Origin of the sequence: Aeromonas sp. s12, from assembly GCF_040907925.1 — a bacterium.
GTDB lineage: Bacteria > Pseudomonadota > Gammaproteobacteria > Enterobacterales > Aeromonadaceae > Aeromonas > Aeromonas veronii.
In genome coordinates this window covers 160,971-180,980 of sequence record NZ_JBFOCT010000034.1, presented here as the reverse complement: position 1 = coordinate 180,980, position 20,010 = coordinate 160,971, and the positions used below count along the sequence as shown (strand labels likewise).

The 20,010-nt window shown below is 59.7% G+C and carries 15 protein-coding genes and 1 tRNA gene; 4 read left to right on the top strand and 12 right to left on the bottom strand.

The window, feature by feature from the left end:
* Positions 1 to 39: 39 nt before the first annotated feature.
* Positions 40 to 1,026, top strand: a complete 987-nt coding sequence (locus AB5Y67_RS17060) for a sodium:calcium antiporter (protein WP_199428333.1) — start codon at positions 40 to 42, stop codon at positions 1,024 to 1,026.
* 67 nt (positions 1,027 to 1,093) lie between these two features.
* Here the strand turns inward: AB5Y67_RS17060 and AB5Y67_RS17055 are convergent, their stop codons facing one another.
* The 3 genes from AB5Y67_RS17055 to pepA all read right to left on the bottom strand — a co-directional run bounded on the left by AB5Y67_RS17055 (position 1,094) and on the right by pepA (position 6,161).
* The gene (locus tag AB5Y67_RS17055; protein ID WP_199428332.1) at positions 1,094 to 3,958 is read right to left on the bottom strand and encodes a valine--tRNA ligase; all 2,865 of its coding nucleotides are present in this window, start codon (positions 3,956 to 3,958) and stop codon (positions 1,094 to 1,096) included.
* Positions 3,959 to 4,022: 64 nt separating this feature from the next.
* A complete protein-coding gene (locus AB5Y67_RS17050; protein WP_199428331.1) occupies positions 4,023 to 4,478 on the bottom strand; it encodes a DNA polymerase III subunit chi in 456 nt (151 codons plus the stop codon).
* Between the two features lie 174 nt (positions 4,479 to 4,652).
* The gene (gene pepA / locus AB5Y67_RS17045; protein WP_199428330.1) at positions 4,653 to 6,161 is read right to left on the bottom strand and encodes a leucyl aminopeptidase; all 1,509 of its coding nucleotides are present in this window, start codon (positions 6,159 to 6,161) and stop codon (positions 4,653 to 4,655) included.
* Positions 6,162 to 6,333: 172 nt separating this feature from the next.
* Here pepA and lptF point away from each other — a divergent pair, with 172 nt between their 5' ends.
* Positions 6,334 to 7,446 carry an LPS export ABC transporter permease LptF gene (lptF, locus tag AB5Y67_RS17040; protein ID WP_043821844.1) on the top strand — a complete coding sequence of 371 codons (1,113 nt, stop codon included), beginning with the start codon at positions 6,334 to 6,336 and terminating at the stop codon, positions 7,444 to 7,446.
* A gap of 25 nt (positions 7,447 to 7,471) precedes the next feature.
* Complete coding sequence (gene lptG, locus AB5Y67_RS17035) at positions 7,472 to 8,542, top strand: LPS export ABC transporter permease LptG (RefSeq protein ID WP_021231808.1); 1,071 nt, start codon at positions 7,472 to 7,474, stop codon at positions 8,540 to 8,542.
* A 74-nt stretch (positions 8,543 to 8,616) separates the two neighbouring features.
* Here the strand turns inward: lptG and AB5Y67_RS17030 are convergent, their stop codons facing one another.
* Positions 8,617 to 9,150: an RDD family protein gene (locus AB5Y67_RS17030; RefSeq protein WP_005336420.1), complete on the bottom strand. Its 534-nt coding sequence runs from the start codon at positions 9,148 to 9,150 to the stop codon at positions 8,617 to 8,619.
* A gap of 143 nt (positions 9,151 to 9,293) precedes the next feature.
* On the opposite strand from AB5Y67_RS17030, the gene AB5Y67_RS17025 reads away from it, so the two are divergent.
* Positions 9,294 to 9,379 (top strand) — tRNA-Leu (locus AB5Y67_RS17025).
* A 239-nt stretch (positions 9,380 to 9,618) separates the two neighbouring features.
* On the opposite strand, the gene AB5Y67_RS17020 is transcribed toward AB5Y67_RS17025, so the two are convergent.
* The 8 genes from AB5Y67_RS17020 to AB5Y67_RS16985 form a co-directional block, all read right to left on the bottom strand.
* Entirely contained in the window at positions 9,619 to 10,242 is a 624-nt protein-coding gene (locus tag AB5Y67_RS17020; protein WP_158113310.1) for a PepSY-associated TM helix domain-containing protein, read from the bottom strand.
* Between the two features lie 64 nt (positions 10,243 to 10,306).
* Positions 10,307 to 12,349: a TonB-dependent siderophore receptor gene (locus AB5Y67_RS17015; RefSeq protein WP_199428742.1), complete on the bottom strand. Its 2,043-nt coding sequence runs from the start codon at positions 12,347 to 12,349 to the stop codon at positions 10,307 to 10,309.
* 293 nt (positions 12,350 to 12,642) lie between these two features.
* A complete protein-coding gene (locus AB5Y67_RS17010) occupies positions 12,643 to 13,680 on the bottom strand; it encodes an acyltransferase (protein WP_199428743.1) in 1,038 nt (345 codons plus the stop codon).
* Positions 13,681 to 13,903: 223 nt separating this feature from the next.
* On the bottom strand, positions 13,904 to 14,815 hold the full coding sequence (pbpG, locus tag AB5Y67_RS17005) for a D-alanyl-D-alanine endopeptidase (RefSeq protein WP_005336410.1): 912 nt from the start codon (positions 14,813 to 14,815) through the stop codon (positions 13,904 to 13,906).
* A 261-nt stretch (positions 14,816 to 15,076) separates the two neighbouring features.
* Entirely contained in the window at positions 15,077 to 16,543 is a 1,467-nt protein-coding gene (gene yjeM, locus AB5Y67_RS17000; protein ID WP_064341782.1) for a glutamate/gamma-aminobutyrate family transporter YjeM, read from the bottom strand.
* 435 nt (positions 16,544 to 16,978) lie between these two features.
* A complete protein-coding gene (locus AB5Y67_RS16995) occupies positions 16,979 to 17,857 on the bottom strand; it encodes a DMT family transporter (protein ID WP_081253325.1) in 879 nt (292 codons plus the stop codon).
* Positions 17,858 to 17,890: 33 nt separating this feature from the next.
* Positions 17,891 to 18,811: an ABC transporter substrate-binding protein gene (locus tag AB5Y67_RS16990; RefSeq protein ID WP_081253328.1), complete on the bottom strand. Its 921-nt coding sequence runs from the start codon at positions 18,809 to 18,811 to the stop codon at positions 17,891 to 17,893.
* Positions 18,812 to 18,931: 120 nt separating this feature from the next.
* Complete coding sequence (locus AB5Y67_RS16985; RefSeq protein WP_019444867.1) at positions 18,932 to 19,987, bottom strand: porin; 1,056 nt, start codon at positions 19,985 to 19,987, stop codon at positions 18,932 to 18,934.
* Positions 19,988 to 20,010 lie beyond the last annotated feature (23 nt).

The following is a 20,010-nucleotide window of genomic DNA, read 5'->3' as shown; positions in this document are numbered from 1 at the left end:
GGGTCCATCGGTTATTCTGCTCGCCTGGCGGTATCTATTATGTTGATTATCCTGCTGTTATTTCTCGTCTCTGCGGTCACCATCTACCTTGCCTGCGAATATTTCGTCAATGGCATCGAGTGGACCGGCCACCACTTCAAACTCTCCCAAAGCGCCACCGGTTCCCTGCTGGCGGCACTGGGTACGGCGCTGCCCGAGTGTATCGTCACCCTGACCGCTCTGCTGATGGGCAACACAACCGCCCAGCAGGAGATCGGCATCGGTGCCGCCCTTGGCGGGCCGCTGGTGTTGGCCACCATCGGCTATGCAGCGGTCGGCCTCACCCTGCTGCTTTGCATGAGCCGTACCGAACGGGCCATCGACGGCGAGGTGCAGCGCGAGATTGGCCGGGATCAGCGCTGGTTTATGGGTATCTTTCTGGTGGCCACTGTACTGGGTCTGATCGCCTTTACCGGCAAGAGCTGGCTGGCCCCGCTCTTCCTGCTGGTCTACCTCGTCTATGTAAGGCGTGAGCTGAAACAGAGTGACAGTCACGAAGTCGAGCTGCCGGAGCCCCTCAAATTGGCACCCGATGCGGGGATCCCGCCCCTTGGCAAGGTGTTGCTGCAGACGCTGGCTGCGTTGGTGGTGGTAGCGCTGGCGGCCCAGCTGTTTGTCCATCAGCTGGAGAGCATGGGCGAGCTGTTTGGCCTCTCGCCGGTGCTGGCGGCCCTGCTGCTGAGTCCGGTGGCGACCGAGATGCCGGAGCTGATGAACGTGCTGATCTGGGTGCGACAGGGCAAGAATCGGCTGGCGCTGGCCAATATCTCCGGGGCCATGATGATCCAGGGCACTATCCCCAAGGCCTTCTGCTTGCTCTTCACCCCCTGGTTGCTGGATGGTGCCATGATGGCCTCCTCGCTGGTGACCCTGCTGGCGGTGGGGTTGCTCTGGTGGGGGTTCAGAAAGGGAACCATGACCGCCGGACGGCTGGCGCGGGTTGGTCTGTTCTATCTCGGTTTTTGCGGCTGGTTGCTGATGAGCTGAAGCGGGGAGCGCGGATATGAAAAAGCCCCCTTGGCAGGGGGCTTTGTTGTATCGGTTGAGGCGGTGCTTACAGCGCGGCGATTTCGGCCTGCTGGGCTTCCAGCTTGGTCAGCTGAAGACGGTAATCTTCCAGCTTCTCGCGCTCTTTGGCGATGACCGCTTCCGGCGCCTTGGCGACGAAGGCTTCGTTGCCAAGCTTGCCTTCGATGCGGCCGCACTCGCCCACCAGACGGGCAACCTCTTTGGCCAGACGGGCCAGTTCGGCATCCTTGTCGATGAGACCGGCCATCGGGATCATCAGCTCGGTAGCGCCGATCAGCTTCTTCACTGACAGGGGAGCCACTTCACCTTCGCTAAGTACGCGGATAGACTCCAGACGGGCCAGCGACTTGAGGAAGGCCTCGTTGTCGGCGGCGCGCTGGGCATCCTTGGCATCGCACTGGAGCAGCACGTTCAGGGGCACGCTCGGGGCCACGTTCATCTCGGCACGGATGTTGCGGATGCTGACGATGAACTCCTTCACCCACTCCTGATCCGCCATCGCGGCTTCGTCCACCTTGGCGGCGTCGAACTCCGGGAAAGCCTGAATCATGATGGTGTCGGCGTGTACGCCAGCCAGCGGGGCGACCGATTTCCAGATGGTCTCGGTGATGAACGGGATGATCGGGTGTGCCAGACGCAGCAGGGTTTCCAGCACGGTCACCAGGGTATGGCGGGCAGCGCGCTGCTCGGCCTCGGAACCCTTGGTCAGCACCGGCTTGGTCAGCTCCAGATACCAGTCACAGAACTGGTTCCAGATAAATTCGTACAGCACGCCAGCCGCGATGTCGAAGCGGTAGGTATCGAGGGCGGTACGGAAGTCACGGATGGCCACTTGTAGCTGAGACTGGATCCAGCGGTCCGCCAGACTGAACTGCATCTCGCCGCCATTCCCTTGCGAAGAGAAGCCGCAATCCTGATCTTCGGTGTTCATCAGCACATAGCGGGAGGCGTTCCACAACTTGTTGCAGAAGTTGTTGTAGCCATCCAGGCGCTTCATGTCCCAGTTGATGTCACGACCGGTAGAGGCCAGCGCGGCCAGAGTGAAGCGCAGGGCGTCGGTACCGTGGGCATCGATCCCTTCCGGGAACTGCTTGGCAGTACGCTTGGCGATCTTCTCGGCCATCTGCGGCTGCATCATGTTGCCGGTGCGCTTCTCCAGCAGATCTTCCAGCGAGATACCGTCGATCATGTCGAGGGGGTCCAGCACGTTGCCCTTGGACTTGGACATCTTCTGGCCCTCTTCGTCACGGATAAGGCCAGTGATGTAGACGGTCTTGAACGGGACTTGCGGCTGGCCGTTTTCGTCCTTGATGAAGTGCATGGTCATCATGATCATCCGGGCAATCCAGAAGAAGATGATGTCGAAGCCGCTCATCAGCACGTCGGTCGGGTGGAAGGTCTTGAGTGCCTCGGTGTTGTTCGGCCAGCCCAGGGTGGAGAAGGTCCACAGGGCGGAGCTGAACCAGGTGTCGAGCACGTCTTCGTCCTGACGCAGTACGGTTACGGCCGGGATGCTGTGCTTGGCGCGCACTTCGTCTTCGCTGCGGCCAACGTAGACGTTGCCGGCGTCGTCATACCATGCCGGGATACGGTGACCCCACCACAGTTGACGGGAAACGCACCAGTCCTGAATGTCGCGCATCCAGGAGAAGTACATGTTTTCGTACTGCTTCGGCACGAACTGGATGCGGCCATCTTCCACCGCCTCGATGGCGGTCTTGGCCATCGGAGCCACGCGCACGTACCACTGGTCGGTCAGCATCGGCTCGATGGGCACGCCACCGCGATCGCCGTACGGCTGTTGCAGCACGTGATCCTTGATCTCGTCCAGCAGACCCAGCTCTTCGAGCTTGGCCAGAATCGCCTTGCGGGCGGCGAAGCGCTCCAGACCGGCGAATTCGCTCGGCAGGGCTGCATCGTAGGCGGTGCTCGGGTTGCCGTTGGTGTCGACAACTTCGGCCTCGGCACGCACGTGGGCGTCCAGGGTGAAGATGTTGATCATCGGCAAGCTGTGGCGCTTGCCCACTTCGTTATCGTTGAAGTCGTGGGCAGGGGTGATCTTCACGCAACCTGTGCCCTTCTCCATGTCGGCGTGTTCGTCGGCGACGATGGGGATCAGACGGTTCACCAGCGGCAGCAGGATGTGCTGGCCGATCAGCGCCTTGTAACGCGGGTCTTCCGGGTTCACGGCCACGGCGGTATCGCCCAGCATGGTCTCCGGACGGGTGGTGGCGACGATCAGGTAATCCTTGCCTTCGGCGGTCTTGGCGCCGTTGGCCAGCGGATAGCGCAGGTGCCACATGTGGCCCTTGATCTCGCGGTTTTCCACTTCCAGATCGGAGATGGCGGTGTTGAGTTTCGGATCCCAGTTAACCAGACGCTTGCCGCGGTACATCAGGCCATCTTCGTAAAGACGAACAAACACTTCCTGCACGGCGGCGGAGAGACCCTCATCCATGGTGAAGCGCTCGCGCTCCCAATCCACGGAGTCGCCCAGACGGCGCATCTGGCGGGTGATGGTGCCACCGGACTCTTCCTTCCACTGCCAAATCTTGTCGATGAAGGCATCACGGCCGTAATCGTGGCGAGTCTTGCCCTCTTCTGCGGCGATCTTGCGCTCGACTACCATCTGGGTGGCGATACCGGCGTGGTCGGTACCTGCCTGCCACAGGGTGTTCTTGCCCTGCATGCGGTTGTAGCGGATCAGGGTATCCATCAGGGTTTGCTGGAAGGCGTGACCCATGTGCAGGCTGCCGGTGACGTTCGGCGGCGGGATCATGATGCAGAAGGAGTCTTTGCTGGTGTCGCCGTGGGGCTTGAAGTAACCCTGGGCTTCCCAGTGCTGATAGAGCGCCTGTTCGATGGCGTTGTGATTAAAAGTCTTTTCCATGGTCTCGCCGTAATCTGGATGGATGGAGTCTGGTGTTGATTCTTTATGGATCAATTGGTTGCAGTCAGGGCTGCGCCGGATCCGGTGCGGCAAGGACGGGCTGGTCCCTCATTTCGAGGGTATGGCCTGCCTGGCGATAGTGCTTGTAGCGCTCGCGGGCTTGCTGCTTTTGTGTTTCGTCAGTGGGGACAAAATCTACCACTTGAGCGAAGTGTCCTGCAAACAAAGGTGTCGCAGTGGCCAGATTGATGAGGCGGGCGTAGCGCCGTTTCGGTGGCTGATAGCCGATCTCCACCGGGGCCATGCCGCTTTCGCCTTGCAGCTGGTGCGGCACGAAGCGCTCCGGCGGCAGCTGCCACAACAGCTCGTCGAGGCGCAGGGCCTGCGCTTCATCGTCGCAGAACAGGTAGATATGGCCCGCGCCCCACGACTCGGCCGCAAGAGTGCAGGCCAGTCGCTCGACCGCAGCGGCCTGCGCGTCATCCTGTTCGCTCATCAGGTAAAAGGTCACTTGGCTCATCAGGTTGATCCCGTTTTGCGGTGACGGACTGTTGACCGCCTCATGAGGCTGACGGGGCGTTTCCCGTCCGCAGCTCACTGATTCAAGAATGAAACAAGGAAGAGGCGGGCCTCTTCCTTGTGGTTCAGGGTAGCGCCAACCCTTCCGATGCAGCCATCGGCAGGGGCCGGAGAGTTACTCTTTCTCTTCGATATCCACGCCAGCCCGGTTCAGCAGGAACTGGGTCAGCAGGGGCACCGGACGACCGGTGGAGCCTTTGTCCTTGCCACTCTTCCAGGCGGTCCCGGCGATATCTAGGTGGGCCCAGTTGTACTTCTTGGTGAAGCGTGACAGGAAGGCGGCAGCGGTGATGGTACCAGCAGGACGACCGCCGATGTTGGCCATGTCGGCGAACGGGCTGTCGATCTGCTCCTGATACTCGTCGAACAGCGGCAGACGCCAGGCGCGATCACCCGCCTGCTCGGAGGCGTTGAGCAGCTCGTGGGCCAGCGGGTTGTGGTTGGCCAGCAGACCCGAGGTGTGATGGCCCAGCGCGATGACGCAGGCACCGGTCAGGGTCGCCACGTCGATCACGGTTTCCGGATCGAAGCGGTCCACATAGGTCAGTGCATCACACAGCACCAGTCGACCTTCCGCATCGGTGTTGAGCACTTCGATGGTCTGGCCGGACATGGAGGTGAGGATGTCACCCGGGCGATAGGCGTTGCCACCCGGCATGTTCTCGCAGCCTGCCAGCACGCCGATGACGTTGATCGGCAGTTGCAACTGGGCCAGCGCATGCATGGTACCGAGCACAGAGGCGGCGCCACCCATGTCGTACTTCATCTCGTCCATGCCATCGGCCGGCTTGATGGAGATGCCGCCGGAGTCAAAGGTCAGACCCTTGCCGACCAGCACGATGGGCTTGGCATCCGGATGACCCTTGTATTCGATGATGGCCATCATGGCTTCGTTGTCGGAGCCGCGGGCCACCGCCAGATAGGAGTTCATGCCGAGCTCGGCCATCTCCTGCTCGCCCACCACCTTGGTGGTGATGTTCTCGTAGGCATCGGCCAGACGACGGGCCTGGGAGGCCAGATAGGCCGGGTTGCAGACGTTGGGCGGCATGTTCGCCACGTCGCGGCAGACCCGCACACCCTTGGCCACGGCCAGACCGTGAGCGATGGCTTTTTCACCAATGGTCAGTTCCCGACGCGTCGGCACGTTGAATACCAGCTTGCGCAGTGGGCGACGTGGCTCGGCCTTGTTGGTCTTGAACTGATCGAAGCTGTAGAGGCCCGCCTTGGTGGTTTCTACCGCCTGGCGCACCTTCCAATAGGTATCCCGACCCTTGACGTGCAGCTCGGTGAGGAAGCAAACCGCTTCCATGGAGCCGGTTTCGTTCAGGGTGGTGATGGTCTTGTTGATGATCTGCTTGTACTGGCGTTCGTCGAGTTCCCGCTCCTTGCCGCATCCGACCAGCAGTACGCGCTCGCTGAGTACGCCCGGTACTTGATGCAGCAGCAGCATCTGGCCTGGTTTCCCTTCCAGGTCGCCCCGGCGCAGCAGCGAACTGATATAGCCATCGCTGATCTTGTCCAGTTGTTCGGCAACCGGAGAGAGGCGACGAGGCTCAAATACGCCGACTACGACGCAGGCGCTCCGTTGCTTCTCTGGACTGCCACTCTTTACACTGAACTCCATGGAATCTCCTACATCCTAAAGACAAAAGGCACCTTTTATTGAATAATGCGGTGCTTGTTGGGGTATCAGAGGCGGAGCGAACAGCCACAGGCTCCGCAGTTCAAACTGGTAAAAATCCAATATACGGCCCTATTTTTCAGGCATTCGACTAAAAACACAAGTTTACTTGGGAATGACTGTGATCGTTTTCCGATATTTGTTCAGGGAAACCCTGAAAACCCAGCTGGCAGTGTTATTCGTATTGCTGCTTATCTTTGTCAGCCAACAATTTATCAAGATCATCGGTGACGCCGCCGATGGCGAGGTGCCGACACGTCTGGTCTCCACCCTGCTGCTGCTCAACTTGCCCAATATGGCGTTGTTGATGCTGCCTATCAGTCTCTTTTTAGCCATTTTGTTTGCCCATGGTCGCCTCTACGCCGAAAGCGAGATGACGGTGATGCATGCGGTCGGCTTCAGCCACCGTTTCGTGATGCGCAGCGCCATGTTGCTGGCCTTGCTGACGGCGGTGGTTGCGGCGTTCAACACCGGCTGGATCGCCCCGCAGGCGAAGGAGCGCGAGTATCAGGTGATCGACGAGTTCAAGGCGGACCCGGGTATCTCCTTCCTGCAGGCTGGCCGCTTTATGGAGCTCGACAAGGGGCGTCTGGTTGCCTATATCCAGGATTTGAACGACAACGGCTCAAAACTGCAAAAGATCTTCGTGCTGCAGCGGGCGGAGGGGAACAATCCTCCCTCGGTGGTGGTGGCGACCGAAGGGGTGGTGACGGTCGATGAGAACGGTCTGCAGTGGCTGACCCTGATGGATGGCTCCCGCTACGAAGGGAACTTCTCCGGCAAGCAGTTCCAGATCTCCGATTTTCGCGAATATGGTCTGGTGATCCGTCAGCAGGAGATGGAGCGTTCCAACCGCAAGGCGGCGGCCAAGCCGACTATGGAACTGTTCGGTACCCAGGACAACGCCATGATGGCGGAATTGCAGTGGCGTATCTCGCTGCCCCTCTCCATTCCGGTGCTCACCCTGCTGGTGGTACCGCTGGCGCGGGTCAATCCCCGTCAGGGGCGCTACGCCAAGCTGTTGCCGGCCATCATGCTCTATCTCTCCTACTTCCTGCTGCTCAGCGCCGCCCGTTCGGCCATTGACAGCGGTCGGCTGCCCTACTGGCCGGGGATGTTCCTGGTGCCGCTCGGTTACCTGCTGTTTATCGGCCTGCCCCTCAATCTGCAGGGCACCAGCTGGTGGAACGGGGTGAAAGGGCGCTATTTCAACAGAAAATCAGCATGATGCTGCAACATAGGAACTTCTGCTGATGTTTGGCATTCTCGATAGATATATCGGTAGGGTCATTTTCATGTCGATCCTGCTGTGTGAAATCACGCTGGTTGGCCTGGCGGCGCTCATCAAGTATGTGGAGCAGCTCAAGTCGGTCGGTGACGGCAATTACGACATGATCAACGCCCTCTACTATGTGCTGCTCTCCATGCCCAAGGAGGCGGTGCTCTTCTTCCCGCTGGCCGCGCTGCTAGGTGGCCTGATTGGTCTGGGTCAGCTGGCGACCAGCTCCGAGCTGGTGGTGATGCAGGCAGCGGGTCGCTCCAAGATCAGTATTGTAATGGCGGCGCTCAAGACGGCGATCCCGCTGATGATCATGGTGGGGCTGATGGGGGAATATGTGGCCCCCATCGCCAAGCGGATGGCAGATGACATCAAGGCGGGCGCGCTCTCCGAAGGTCGTTTGACGGTTTCCGCCTACGGGGTGTGGGCTCGCGATGGCAACAACTTCGTCAATATCAACGGGGTGCGTAACGATGGCGCCCTCACCGGCATCACCCTCTATCGCTTCACCCCCGAGCGCAAGCTGATCGACGTGGTGCAGGCGCAGGAGGGGGTGTTTGAGCGTCACCACTGGCTGCTCAAGCAGACCCAGGTTACCCGCTTCGACGATCCCGCGCAGATCCGCAGCGAGCAGCATGACAAGATGGAGTGGAGCTCGGAGCTGACGCCCAAGCAGCTGGGGGTGGTAAGTATCGACCCTGAGAACCTCTCGGTCTCCGGTCTGCTCGACTACATCGGCTATCTCGATGCCAACAAGCAGGATGCAGGTCGCTACAAGCTGGAGATGTGGCGCAAATTACTGTCACCGCTCTCGGTGGTGGCGATGATCCTGCTGGCATCCTCCTTCATCTTCGGCCCGCTACGCTCGGTGAGCATGGGGGCACGGATGCTGATGGGGATCATGACCGGCTTTGCCGTCTATGTGAGTGATCGGGTGTTTGGCCCCATCAGTCTGGTCTATGCGGTACCGCCCATTCTGGCGGCTATTGCGCCCAGCCTGCTGTTTGGCGGCATCTCCTTCTACATCCTCAGCCGCAAGCAGTAACCCGCACGAGGTTATGAGGAAATGCAAAGAGGGCACCTGTTGGTGCCCTCTTTCGTTGCTGCATTGCTTCGGTATTACTTGTTAAGCAATTCCAGATTCTCCTGCTTGCTCAGCACGATCACTTCGCACTCGGCCCAGATATCCTGAAACGCCCGCGGACGCTGGCGGTTGAACAGGCACATCAGGTTGCCCAGACCAAAGGCGGCGGTGGCGAGACGGATCAGCGCCTGGGTAACGCGGATGTGGCTGCCATCCTCGTTCTGAATGCGCAGCCGCCAGGCGCGCATGCCGACGGTCTGGCCAGCACGGGTCCAGAACCAGGTGTAGAAACCGCAGATGACGAAGGCGAGCCACAGGGTGTAGATCAGGCTCAGGTGGTGGCGGGTAAGCAACCAGACGGTATCTTCACCCGCCGGTACGCTGGCCATGCCGGTGACCAGCAACAGCTTGGCGACACCCATGCCGATAAAGCCGGCGATGATCAGCAGCGAAGTCACCACCAGCGCATCATAAATCAGAGCGCCGAGGCGACGCAGCAGACCTGCTGACGGGTATGGCTGAGTGGCGGGAGAGGGGGATTTTTGTTGGACTTTTTTAGGCTTGGCCATCGTTTTTATTCCATTAAGATGATGGCGGCATTCTATGTAACTGGCCCCGCATCGGCAAGGCGTTGAATAAATGAACAAACGGGAGTGTTCAATCGAAAAACACCTTGCATGGCATCGCGCCATTCGTATAATCCCTCGCAGTTGCCCGGGTGGCGAAATCGGTAGACGCAGCGGATTCAAAATCCGCCGGTGAATAACCGTGTCGGTTCGAGTCCGACCCCGGGCACCATCAAATTCATGACAAAAGGCCATCAGCAATGATGGCCTTTTGTTTTTTGGCGTTCCTGCGCATTGGCAGCGTTGCTGCTGAGCAGGCAGTACTTCCCGTTACCTCTTGGTATCCCTTCTCTTTTCCCGCTCTCCGTTATTTCATTTCCTTGATATAGCCGCTGACGGCATCACCGCCAGCGGTCTGTTTCTATTGCGGTTTTTTTCCAAACCTTGCTGCATCAGAACATGGTTGCCGTGCTATCCCAGCAGGGCAAACAGCAGGGTACCGAGGCTGCCAGCGAGTGTCAGCGCGATGATGGCTCTGGGTGTGCCGTGCAGCTTGGTCCACATAAACAGGCTGGTGAGGGCGAGCAGCAGCAGGGCCAGGGCGGCGATATCGCCAAACAGCTGCCAGCCGAGGCCGGTACCCATGCCGCGGTGCAGCCGGTTGAGGCTGGCGGCAAAGTTGGCTTGCTGCAGGTCGGTACGTACCAGCAAGGTACCCTCGACATAGCTGGCGGCCACGCTTTGGCTGAGGGTGACGCCGCGCATTTCCCACTTGGCGGGCAGGGTGAGCGGGCCGTTCGGGGTGGGCAGGGTCTGGGCCGGGGTGATCATGGTTCGCCCGTCGGCAAAGGTTTCGGGATAGCGCTGTTGCAACAGGCTTTTCAGCTGCTCCGGGCTGGCGAGCGGTGCCTCCAGCACTATCTCTTCACTCGATTTATCGGTGTGGGGGCCGGGGATGGGCAACACGGCACGGTGTTGCAGCCAGAGACCGGTGATGCCGTACATCAGCATCAGGGCGAGGGTAAAAAAACCGGCCCAGGCATGGAGGCGGCGTACCCATTTGTTGTTGTGAAGGGGAACTCTTCTGCGTTTCATCTGGGTTATTTCATAAAAGAACTGGCCAGCAAGGGCTGGCCAGTCGGGGTGGTTGTCACAGAGATCAGAAGCGGTAGGTACCGGTCAGACTCAGCTGACGGGGTGTGCCCGGCATGATCTGGTTGGCACTGGTGGCGCTGACGAAGTACTCGTGGTCAGTCAGGTTCTCGGCGCTCAGCTCGGCTTCCCACTGTTGCCAGCGATAACCGGCGCGCGCATCGAAGCGGGCGTAACCGGGCAGTGTGGTGGTGTTGGCGTTGTCGGCGAAGCGATCGCCCACCGCCGTCACGCCGGTTTCACCGAACCAGCCCTGCTCGCCACTCTTGTAGCCGAGATAGAACTGGCCATTCTGGCGGGAAACGTTCATCGGGCGCTTGCCCTGCAGATCCGCATCCGCCTTGACCTGCTCCGCATCCTGAATGGCAAAGCCGCCACGCAGATAGATCTCGTCGGTCAGCTCGGCGCGGGCGCTCAGTTCGACCCCTTCGGTACGCTGCAGGCCGGTGAGGATCACCTTGGTGGGATCCAGCGGATCCTTGGTGCGCTTGTTGTACATCTCCAGTCGATAGAGGGAGAGAGTGGTCGCCAGCTTGCCGTTCAGCCAGTCACTCTTCACCCCACCTTCGTAGAGGCGGGTGTGCTGGGGTTCCAGCCCGTTGTTTTTGTCGCCCGGGGTGATGCCGATCAGCTCGCCGCCCACCGGAGTGAAGGTCTTGCTGTAGGAGGTGTAGAAGGCGTGATCCTCGAGGGGATTCCACACCAGACCGAGGCGCGGGCTCAGGCTGTTGACCGAGACGCTCTCCTCCTTGTTGAGGTCGTAGCGGCGACTGGTGACGGTGAAGTCGTCACGGCGCAGCCCGCCCACCAGATGCCAGTCACCCAGGGTGAGCTGATCCTGCAGATAGAGGCCATTGCCGCGCACCTTGTGTTTGGCGTCGCTGGAGAGCTTCATGGCGCCATTGTAGGTAGGCAGTGAGCCCGGATCGTAGAGATTGCCAGACGGGATGGCGGTGGCGTTCTGGTAGAGCTTGGGTGTGCGCTCCTGCCAGTTCTGCTCGAAGCCAACCAGCAGGCGATGTTCCACCGGGCCGGTCTGGAACAGACCCTCGGCCTCGGTGTTGCTGATCAGGTTCTTCGCTTTCAGATCCTGCTGCCAGCGGGAGCGGGTCACCTGATCCCCTTTGACGCTGGTGACATAGGTGTTGTCAAACTGGCTGTCGAGGGTGGAGTAACCGAGCTGCTGGCGCAACTGCCACTGATCATTGATATCCCAGGAGAGGCGTGAGCGGGTGGATTGTGCCACGTCATCGATGAAGTCGCGGCTGGTATCGCTGTAGACATACTCTCGCGGCACATCGGCCGGACGGCCATTGACCCCGGGAATGCCGCGATCCGGGGTGCGGTCATGTTCGTTGCGCTCGTACTGCACCAGCCAGTTGAGGTTGTCGCTGATCTCCCAGTTGGCGGAGGGGGCCAGCAGGGTGCGCTTGCTCTTCACGCCGTTGCGGAAGCTATCTTTGTCCTCTTGCGCCATGTTGAGGCGCAGTTGCACCTGCTCACTCGCCTCGCCATTGAGGTCGGCGGTTAGCCGCTGGCTGTCAAAGCTGCCGACCCGGGCGGTGACGCTGGACTCCTGCCCTTTTTGCGGTTTTTTGCTGATGCGGTTGATGATGCCGCCGCTGCTACCACGTCCGTAGAGTACTGCTGCCGGGCCCTTTAGCACTTCTACCCGTTCGATATTGCCGAGATCCCGGGTGTACTGCATGTCGTCGCGGAACCCGTCGAGATAGAAGTCGTTGCTGGCGCTGAAGCCGCGGATATTGACCCCGTCGAAGCGGGTATCACCGCTGGCGTTAACACCGGGAATGCCGCTCAGGGCTTCACTCAGCGTTGGTTGGCCGAAGGCGGTCAGCTCGCTGACCTTGACGCTGTCGATGGTCTGGGGAACCAGCTTGGCTGGCGTATTGGTCCGGGTAGCGGTGGCAACTTCCTGATGCTGGGAGCGTTTGCCAACCACAGTCATGGTTTCATCGGTGGCCTGGGCAGTGAAGCCGGTGCCCAGCAGTGCCAGCGAGACCAGCGTTCTGCGAAAGTGAGGGTGCTGCATATTCAATATTGACTCTTTGGATGTCGACCTGACGGCTCGAACATATTGATTTAATTATAATTAGCCTGACCCGCCAAAGCGGGATGCCAATGATATTGATTTTCATTTGTCTGGCAAGGTGAAAATGGATAGGGGCATTGGAGGAGGGTTGTGCGGTCGGGGGAGCTCGGCTGAAAAGCAGAGCCATTGCAGCAAACCGCGCGAACGAAGCAAGGGAAAAAGGGCGTAGCGGAAGAGAAAGGGACAAAACGTGAAGAGGCATCCGGCCCGATGTGTCGGGCCGGATGGAGGGTTCAGTGGGTACGCAGCAGTCGGCGGGCGAGGGGGAGGGCCGCCATCAGGCGATAGGCCAGCAGAGACGCTCCCAGCAGCAGCGGCACCTTGGTGATCTCCCACAGGATGGATGCGCCCTGCGGGCCGAATACGAAGAGCCAGACCACCAGCATCATGTGCAGGCAGTAGATCCCGAGCACTTTGGGGGCCTGGCGCTCAAGCCAGCTGCCCTTGCCCCACTCGGGGTTGGCCAGCAGTAGTCCAAACAGACCGATAGCCCAGGGAAGGGAGCCAAGCAGGAAGTCGTGGCGGGTGAGCGGCACTGCGGCGAAGTGCTGCAGCGCCCAGGCTTCACAGCCATAGAGCGCCACGCCCGCCAGCAACAGTTGCCAGCCGGTGCGGGCATCGGGCTGCCACTGACGCTGGCGCAGCAGGGCCCCGAGCGCCACAAACAGCAGGGAGAAGAAGGGGCCGTTACGGGTGAGTAGTGGCCACTCGGTGCCCAGCAGCGGCTTGGCATAGGAGCCCCCCAGCAGCGCCAGCAGGTAAAGGCCAAGACCCAGCCAGAGGGCGAGCGATGGTCTGCCAAGCCGATAGCAGAGTGCCAGCAGGGCCACCGCCATCACCAGGGCTGGCAGAAACCAGAGGTGGATCATGCCGCCCACCAGCCAGCCATTGAGGGGGTCGCCGAGCTGGAATTGCCACTGCCCGCACAGGGAGGCCAGATAGCCCTGTTGCACGGCATCCAGCGGATTGAACGGCACTAGCAGGTAGACCAGACTCCATACCAGCCAGAGCAGCAGCAAGGGGTGGCAGTAGCTCCAGGCCACGGTCAGCGGCGCTTCGCGGCTCAGTCTCGGCTGCAGAAAGTAACCGGCATAGAGGAAAAACAGCGGCACGGCAAAGCGGCATAACTGGTTGATGGTGCCGCTCAGCCAGAGCCAGGATCCACTTCCCCACAGGGCGGGATTGAACGGATTGGCGAAGGGGGATACGTGAATGGTCATCACGGCCAGAATGGCCAGTACCCGCCCGCACTCGATACTGGAAATACGCATGGTGGCTCGTCGTTACAGGGGTTGTGATAGCACGCTAAAATTCTTGCTGCCAGGTTACAACCAATTGATTCTATTAGTGTGAATCACGCTGTTGAGTAGTTACGTTTTGTAACGGGATGGCGGAAGGTGTTACCTGTAACGGGAGCAAGCTCCCGTTTTTTGGGCGCGCTCATGCAGATAAAAAAAGCGAGGCGGACGCCTCGCTTGGTTGGGGAGCTCGAGCTTACTGGTGAGTCAGCATGCTGCTCTGGTTGGCGGCCAGGGTGGTTCTGCCCGAGCTCTCCAGCCAGGTTTTGATCCGCTTGGCGTCGGCGACCCGATCGTTGGTGGTCTCGGCATTGAGCAGCACCATGATCACCGGCTCACGATTGACCTTGGTGCCCAGCACCAGACAGCGGCCCGCTTCGCGGATATAGCCGGTCTTGGAGAGAGTGAACTCCCATTGCCCTTCGCGGATCAACCGGTTGGAGTTGAGGTAGTGCAGCTGACGCTTGTTGGTGCGCACATAGCTCTGCTCGTCGGTGGAATATTGGCGGATCAGCGGATAGGAGGCCGCTGCGGCGGCGAGTTTGGCGAGATCCTGCGCGGTGGAGACATTGCGTGGGTTAAGCCCGGTGCTGTCGGCGTAGCGGGTATTCCACATCCCCAGCATGCGGGCTTTGGCATTCATCGCCTCGACGAAGGCACGCTGGCCGCCGGGATAGTGGCGGGCCAGCGCCGAGGCGGCACGGTTTTCAGAGGACATCAGGGCGATATGGAGCATTTCGGCGCGACTGAGCCTGGAGCCGATGGCCAGGCGCGAGCCGGTTCCCTTGATGCGGTCGATGTCGGCATTGGTCACCGTGAGCATTTCGTTAAGGCGCAGGTTGGCATCCAGCACCACCAGCGCCGTCATCAGCTTGGTGAGTGAGGCGATGGGCATTACCCGGTTGCCGTTGCGCTCGGAGATCACCTCGCCGGTTCTGTGGTTGGCCACCACGAAGGCAGCCGAGCTGAGGTTGGGCACATCCCGTCGCTCGAGAAAGCCGCTGCTGCTCTTGCTGCTGGCGGAAAAGGGGTTGGCATGGGCACTGTCCATAGTGGCCGGCAGCATTACTGCGCCAAGCAACAGGGGAAGGAGGGAACGCATCATCATGATCAGCTCTACCGGACGAAATACAGGGATATCTCGCTAAGTTATATGTCGTGAACTGGCGCTTCACAATCATTCTCACCTTGATATTGATAATTTACGGCGTTGAGCGTGCTCTGACGGCGAGGAGTTCGTAAAAGAGGTCTCTATGGAGTCTTTTTTTTGCATTGAAACTATGGGCTGGCCGTGATGGCGAGCGGAAGCCGGCGCTAAAAAAAATCGGGACCAGAACGGCCCCGATTGGCATGGAGCATTGCCTACCGTTTAGTGGGCATCTTCCTGCTTGATCTTGAAGCGCATGGCGATCACCACGAACAGCAGTGGGCCAATGATGGTCCAGACGCCGGTGGAGATATCGCCGGAGATAAAGGGGGCGACCACGGTAAAGACGTTGCCGAAGGCGACCAGGATCAGGCTGATGATGGTGGCAAGCAGTACCGAGCCCGCGCTCTTGAAGAAGATCAGGTCCTTGCCCAGCGCCGGGTTGTTGCGATAGCGATACCAGGCGTAGATGAGGAACATGTAGGGCAGGGTCATGCCGACGTTGGTCATGGTGATGATCAGCTCATAGAGGGCGGCGGCCCCTTCCGGGTTGATCAGGGTAAAGATGGACTTGGCGGCAATGAACAGACAGACCACCCAGGCTTGCACCTTGAGGGCTTCAATGCGCACGCCATTCTCGTTCTCGCGCTGGAAACGCTCCGGCCAGAAGTAACTCGGGGTGCCGGTGATGAACTGGCGCAGTGGCGCGTAGGAGAGGGCGATAAAGGCACCCAGATAGCTCAGGAACATGCCCAATCCGGCAAAGCGCATGAGCACCTGTCCAAGCCACTCGCCACCGAGATGGCGCCCCAGCTCCAGCATGATGATGAAGAGGGCGGAGAGAGAGGTGATCCCCTCGGCCGGGAAGTCGCTCCAGCGCATGATTGAGCCGACCGCCAGAAAGCCGATGATGTAGCAGAGTACGATGAAGGCGCCGGAGAGGAAGATGCCGCGCTTGAGGTCACGCTCGGGATCTTCCAGCTCGTCAGCCACTCCGGCCATCGCCTCGACCCCGCCGTAGGCGAAGATGGCGAACACCATAAAGCCGAGGAAGGGGATGATGTCGTTGAAAGCGGCATTGGGAGAGGCAGTCAGCGATGCCTGGGTGAAGGGCTCCTGCAGAGTCATGCCGCTCACCGCGAAGGTGAAGACGCCGCCGACCAGCAGCAACACGTTGAGCGCCACTACGGAGAGGCCGCCGATGGCCGCCACTTTGGCGAAGCGGGCGCTGCCCAGAGTGATGAGCTTGGTGACGGTGGCAACCAGCGCGATGGCGACCACACCCAGAATAAAGGGGCCAAAGTCGATGCCGGTGCCCAGGGTGACCGGGATGACGGTGATGTCGCGGCCAAACAGCATGAAGGAGAGGGGCACCCACATGGAGAGCGCCTTGCCAAACATCCAGATGACGTAAGAGGCGAACCACATGGTCAGACCGATAAAGGCGAATCGGGTCGAGACCGAGTGGCGCATCCAGGTAAAGATGCCGCCCGCCTCTTTGCGAAAGCCGGTGCCGAATTCGATCATCATCAAAATGAACGGGATGAAGAAAAACAGACCGCCGATCACGAACATCGGAATGGCGGCATATCCCATTCGGTAAAAACCGATCCCGATATTAGTGACGCCAAATACCGATGTTAATATCATCAATATAAAGGCGCCCAACTTCAGCTTTTTTGCCGACATATTAAAAACTCCCTGATGGTGCTGGATTTAAAATAATCAAAAATTAAACAGACGAAACTGGCCCCATTAATAACGCGGTAGCGCCATGCCATCCTGCTGTGGCGGGCGCGATCGGGTCATCTCTGACCGGGCTGGCTTACCCGTCAGGCGGTCAATGAATGTATGGGCGGAGCGGCATGGTCTGTGCCATGCGCGGTATTGGTCAGCGTTGCCGAAAATTAACTGTGAACGATTTTATCATTAATGCTGCTGGGCAGGTAAGTTTCCCGAATGAAGCTGAGGTTGAAATAAACAGACCTGCCAGTTAATTGATACGTTACGGATGTAAACATTTACGCCCGGGCCGAGACTTATTTCCATTATTGGTATTCGGCATATTTGGCGGAGTGAATTACGCCATCCTGCCTGATAAATACGCACCAATGGCGACAGCGCTTATCCTCCCAGCCGGGTCAGCAGCACGCCGCCAGTGATAATGGCCGCCGCCGTCAGCCGCATGCGCCCGAGCGGCTCTTTCAGCAGCCAGACCGAGAGCAGCATGGCAAACAGCACACTGCTTTCGCGCAGCGCTGCGACCACGCCAATGGGGGCTTGGGTCATTGCCCAGATAACAATCCCGTAGGCGAGCAGTGACATGGCACCTCCGGTGGCGCCAACCAGTGCATATTGGCGGATCTGGCGCCATGCGTTGCGCTTTTGGTGGACGAGCAACACCAGCAGCATCGCCAGCCCGGTACAGGCAAAGAGCCAGAGGGTGTAGCGTACCGGTTCACCCCCTGCGCGGGCGCCGGCTCCATCCGAGAGGGTATAGGTCGCCGTGAACATGGCCGTGATCAGTGCTGCCCGAACTGCCTTGCTGTCAAGGCGCTGCTGCCCACCTCGCCAGGCCATCAGCAAGACCCCCATGATCAGCACGCAGGCGCCGATGATGCCGCCGTAACCGGGGTAGTCCCGCAGCAGCAGGGCACTTAACGCCATGGCGAGCAGCGGGGCACTGCCACGGGCCAGCGGATAGATCTGGCCAAAATCGCCCTGATTGTAGGCATGGCTGAGAAACAGGCAGTAACCGATATGGAGTAGGACTGAGAGGCCGAGCCAGGGCAGCTCGGCAGCAGAGGGAAGCCCCATGGGCAGCAGCGCCACGGCGGCGATAAGCCCTGAGAAGATCGCCACCAGTGACACGCCCACCAGCCGCTCTTCGCCAATTTTGACCAGCGCATTCCAGCTGGCGTGAAGCAGGGCTGCCAGAAGAACGGCAAAAAAGACGGTGGTGCTCATGGGAAAGGGCTCTCGGGCGATGGGGGTCAACAGCATACCCGCCCGGAGCCTGATTGGCCGAGATCTTTATCAAGGCTTCGGCTTTGCGGGGCTCGCCTCCTGCGTGGTGGCGTTACCCAGCTGCCCCAGCACCAGTTTGGGATGGGGGTCGGTCTGCAGCGGAATATCCTGCAACTCTGTTCCCTGCTGATGGCGATGGATGATCCCGGCGGCCATCTTGCCCAGCGCCTCGTAGCTGCTGATGGTGCCAACGCTGCAGCCGTGTTCGACGAACAGCTCGGCACTGCAGATGGTAGGGATGGCAGCTTCGTTGAGCGCATTCAGCAGGCGGGGGGCGATGGAGAGCAGATAGCTGTCTGCGGCCAGAAAGACGATGTCGTTTTTGGCATCCTGTTGCAGCCGCTTCAGTTCTTTGTCCAGCCGCCGTGGGTCAGGGGCCATTCGCCAGGTGACCATCTGCCACTGATAGCGTTTCGCTTCATTGAGCAGCATATCAGCCACCAGCAGGGTGTTCTGCTCACGGGGGTTGAAGGGTAGCAGCAGCCGTTTTCCGGTGGCCAGATGCTCGCTGGCGTTGGCCAGTTGCAGTGCCATCGGCACCATGTTGCTTACCCCGGCCACCATGCTGTTCTGGGCTTTGTCTTCCGAGAGGATGTCTGCCCCGACCGGATCGGATACCACGTTGAAGATCAGTGGCTTGCGGTTTGCCACCAGACTCTTGGTCATGGTGGTGGCGGTGGTGCCAAAGGTGTAGATGTAGTCGTATTCGGCCAGTTTCGGCAGCATCTGCTGGCGCAGCATGGTTGCCAGCGCCGTACGATCCTGATCGGCGTTATAGGTGGTGATGGTGGCCTGATAGCCAAGACGGGTCAGCTCTGCCCGAAAGCCCGCTTCGGCTGCGGTTTCACCGCGCCACAGCACCATGGCGATAGAGAGGGCGTGAGCGGGAAGAGCCAGCAGCAACAGCAGGACGAAAGGCAGCCTGACCATGATCATCTCTCCGGCGATACATCTACTGTTGAGCCTAGGCCACTTTCTCCGGTCGTGAGCGACGCTCAGCAAAAAGCGCGATGGCAAGCCATCGCGCTTTGGGGATCCGCAAAACCTCGATTAGAAGTCGTAGCGGGCAGCCAGCTGGAAGTCATCCTTGACGTTGAGCTTGCCGCTCTCCTTGCTGTCCAGATTGTTGATACGGTACTCGCCAATCACCCGCAGGTTCTTGTTGAATTTGTACTGGGCACCCAAGGTGTAGTAATCCACGTTGTCTTTCTTGATGCCAGCCTTGTCCTGCTCCTGTTTGTTCCACAGGGCCATCAGACCGAAGCCGTTCTCGAAGTTGTAGCCCAGCGCGGCTTCCCAACCGGTGTGATCGGTGCCGGTCGCCAGGAAGTCGCTGCCATCCGCATAGCTCAGGGCGGCGTAGGCGGCCTTGTTGTCGAACTTGGCGGAGATCAGCCACAACTTGGCATCTTCTTCACCGCTCTTGTCGCGGATACCGACGTTGTAGGCGGTACCCAGTGACAGGTTGAACGGGAAGGTATAGGCCACGGCAGCACCGTAGGCGGCGTCGCTATCCTTGCTGGTGGTCTCTTCGGTGTCACCACCGTCGAACTTGTAGCTGGTGTCGAGCTGGAAGCCATTGAACAGACCGGAGTATTTCAGCACGGAACCGGCGCGGTTAGTGGCGAAGGTGTCGGTCTTGGCGCCCAGCGCTTCGTTGCCGTAGCCGTCGGAGAGGGAGACATCAGTCCAGTCGGCCAGGAAACCCGGGGCCCCTTTCTGGCGACCGAAGGTCACGGTGCCCCAGTCAGCGCCGACACCGGCGAACGCCAGACGGGTGCGCAGGTTGTCGGAGTTCTCGCTGATGGTCTTCTCGCTGTCATTGATATACATCTGTACTTCGTACTGAGCCAGAGCCTTCAGGCCGCTCTGGATCTGGGTCTCGGCCTTGGCGCCGAAACGGACAAACTGGTTGGCACCCTGTTTGTCGCTGTATTCGCTTTTCGGTTTGCCGCTGGCATCCAGTTCCTTCTTATCACCAAAGAAGTGGCCAGCGTAGATACGGCCATAGAGATCCAGCATGGAGGTGTCATTTTTGTACACTTCAACGGCTTGAGCCTGGAAGGCTGCGGTGAGAGCCAGTGCCACTACAGTCAGCTTTTTCATCTTAATCCCTTGTGGTGTTGCAA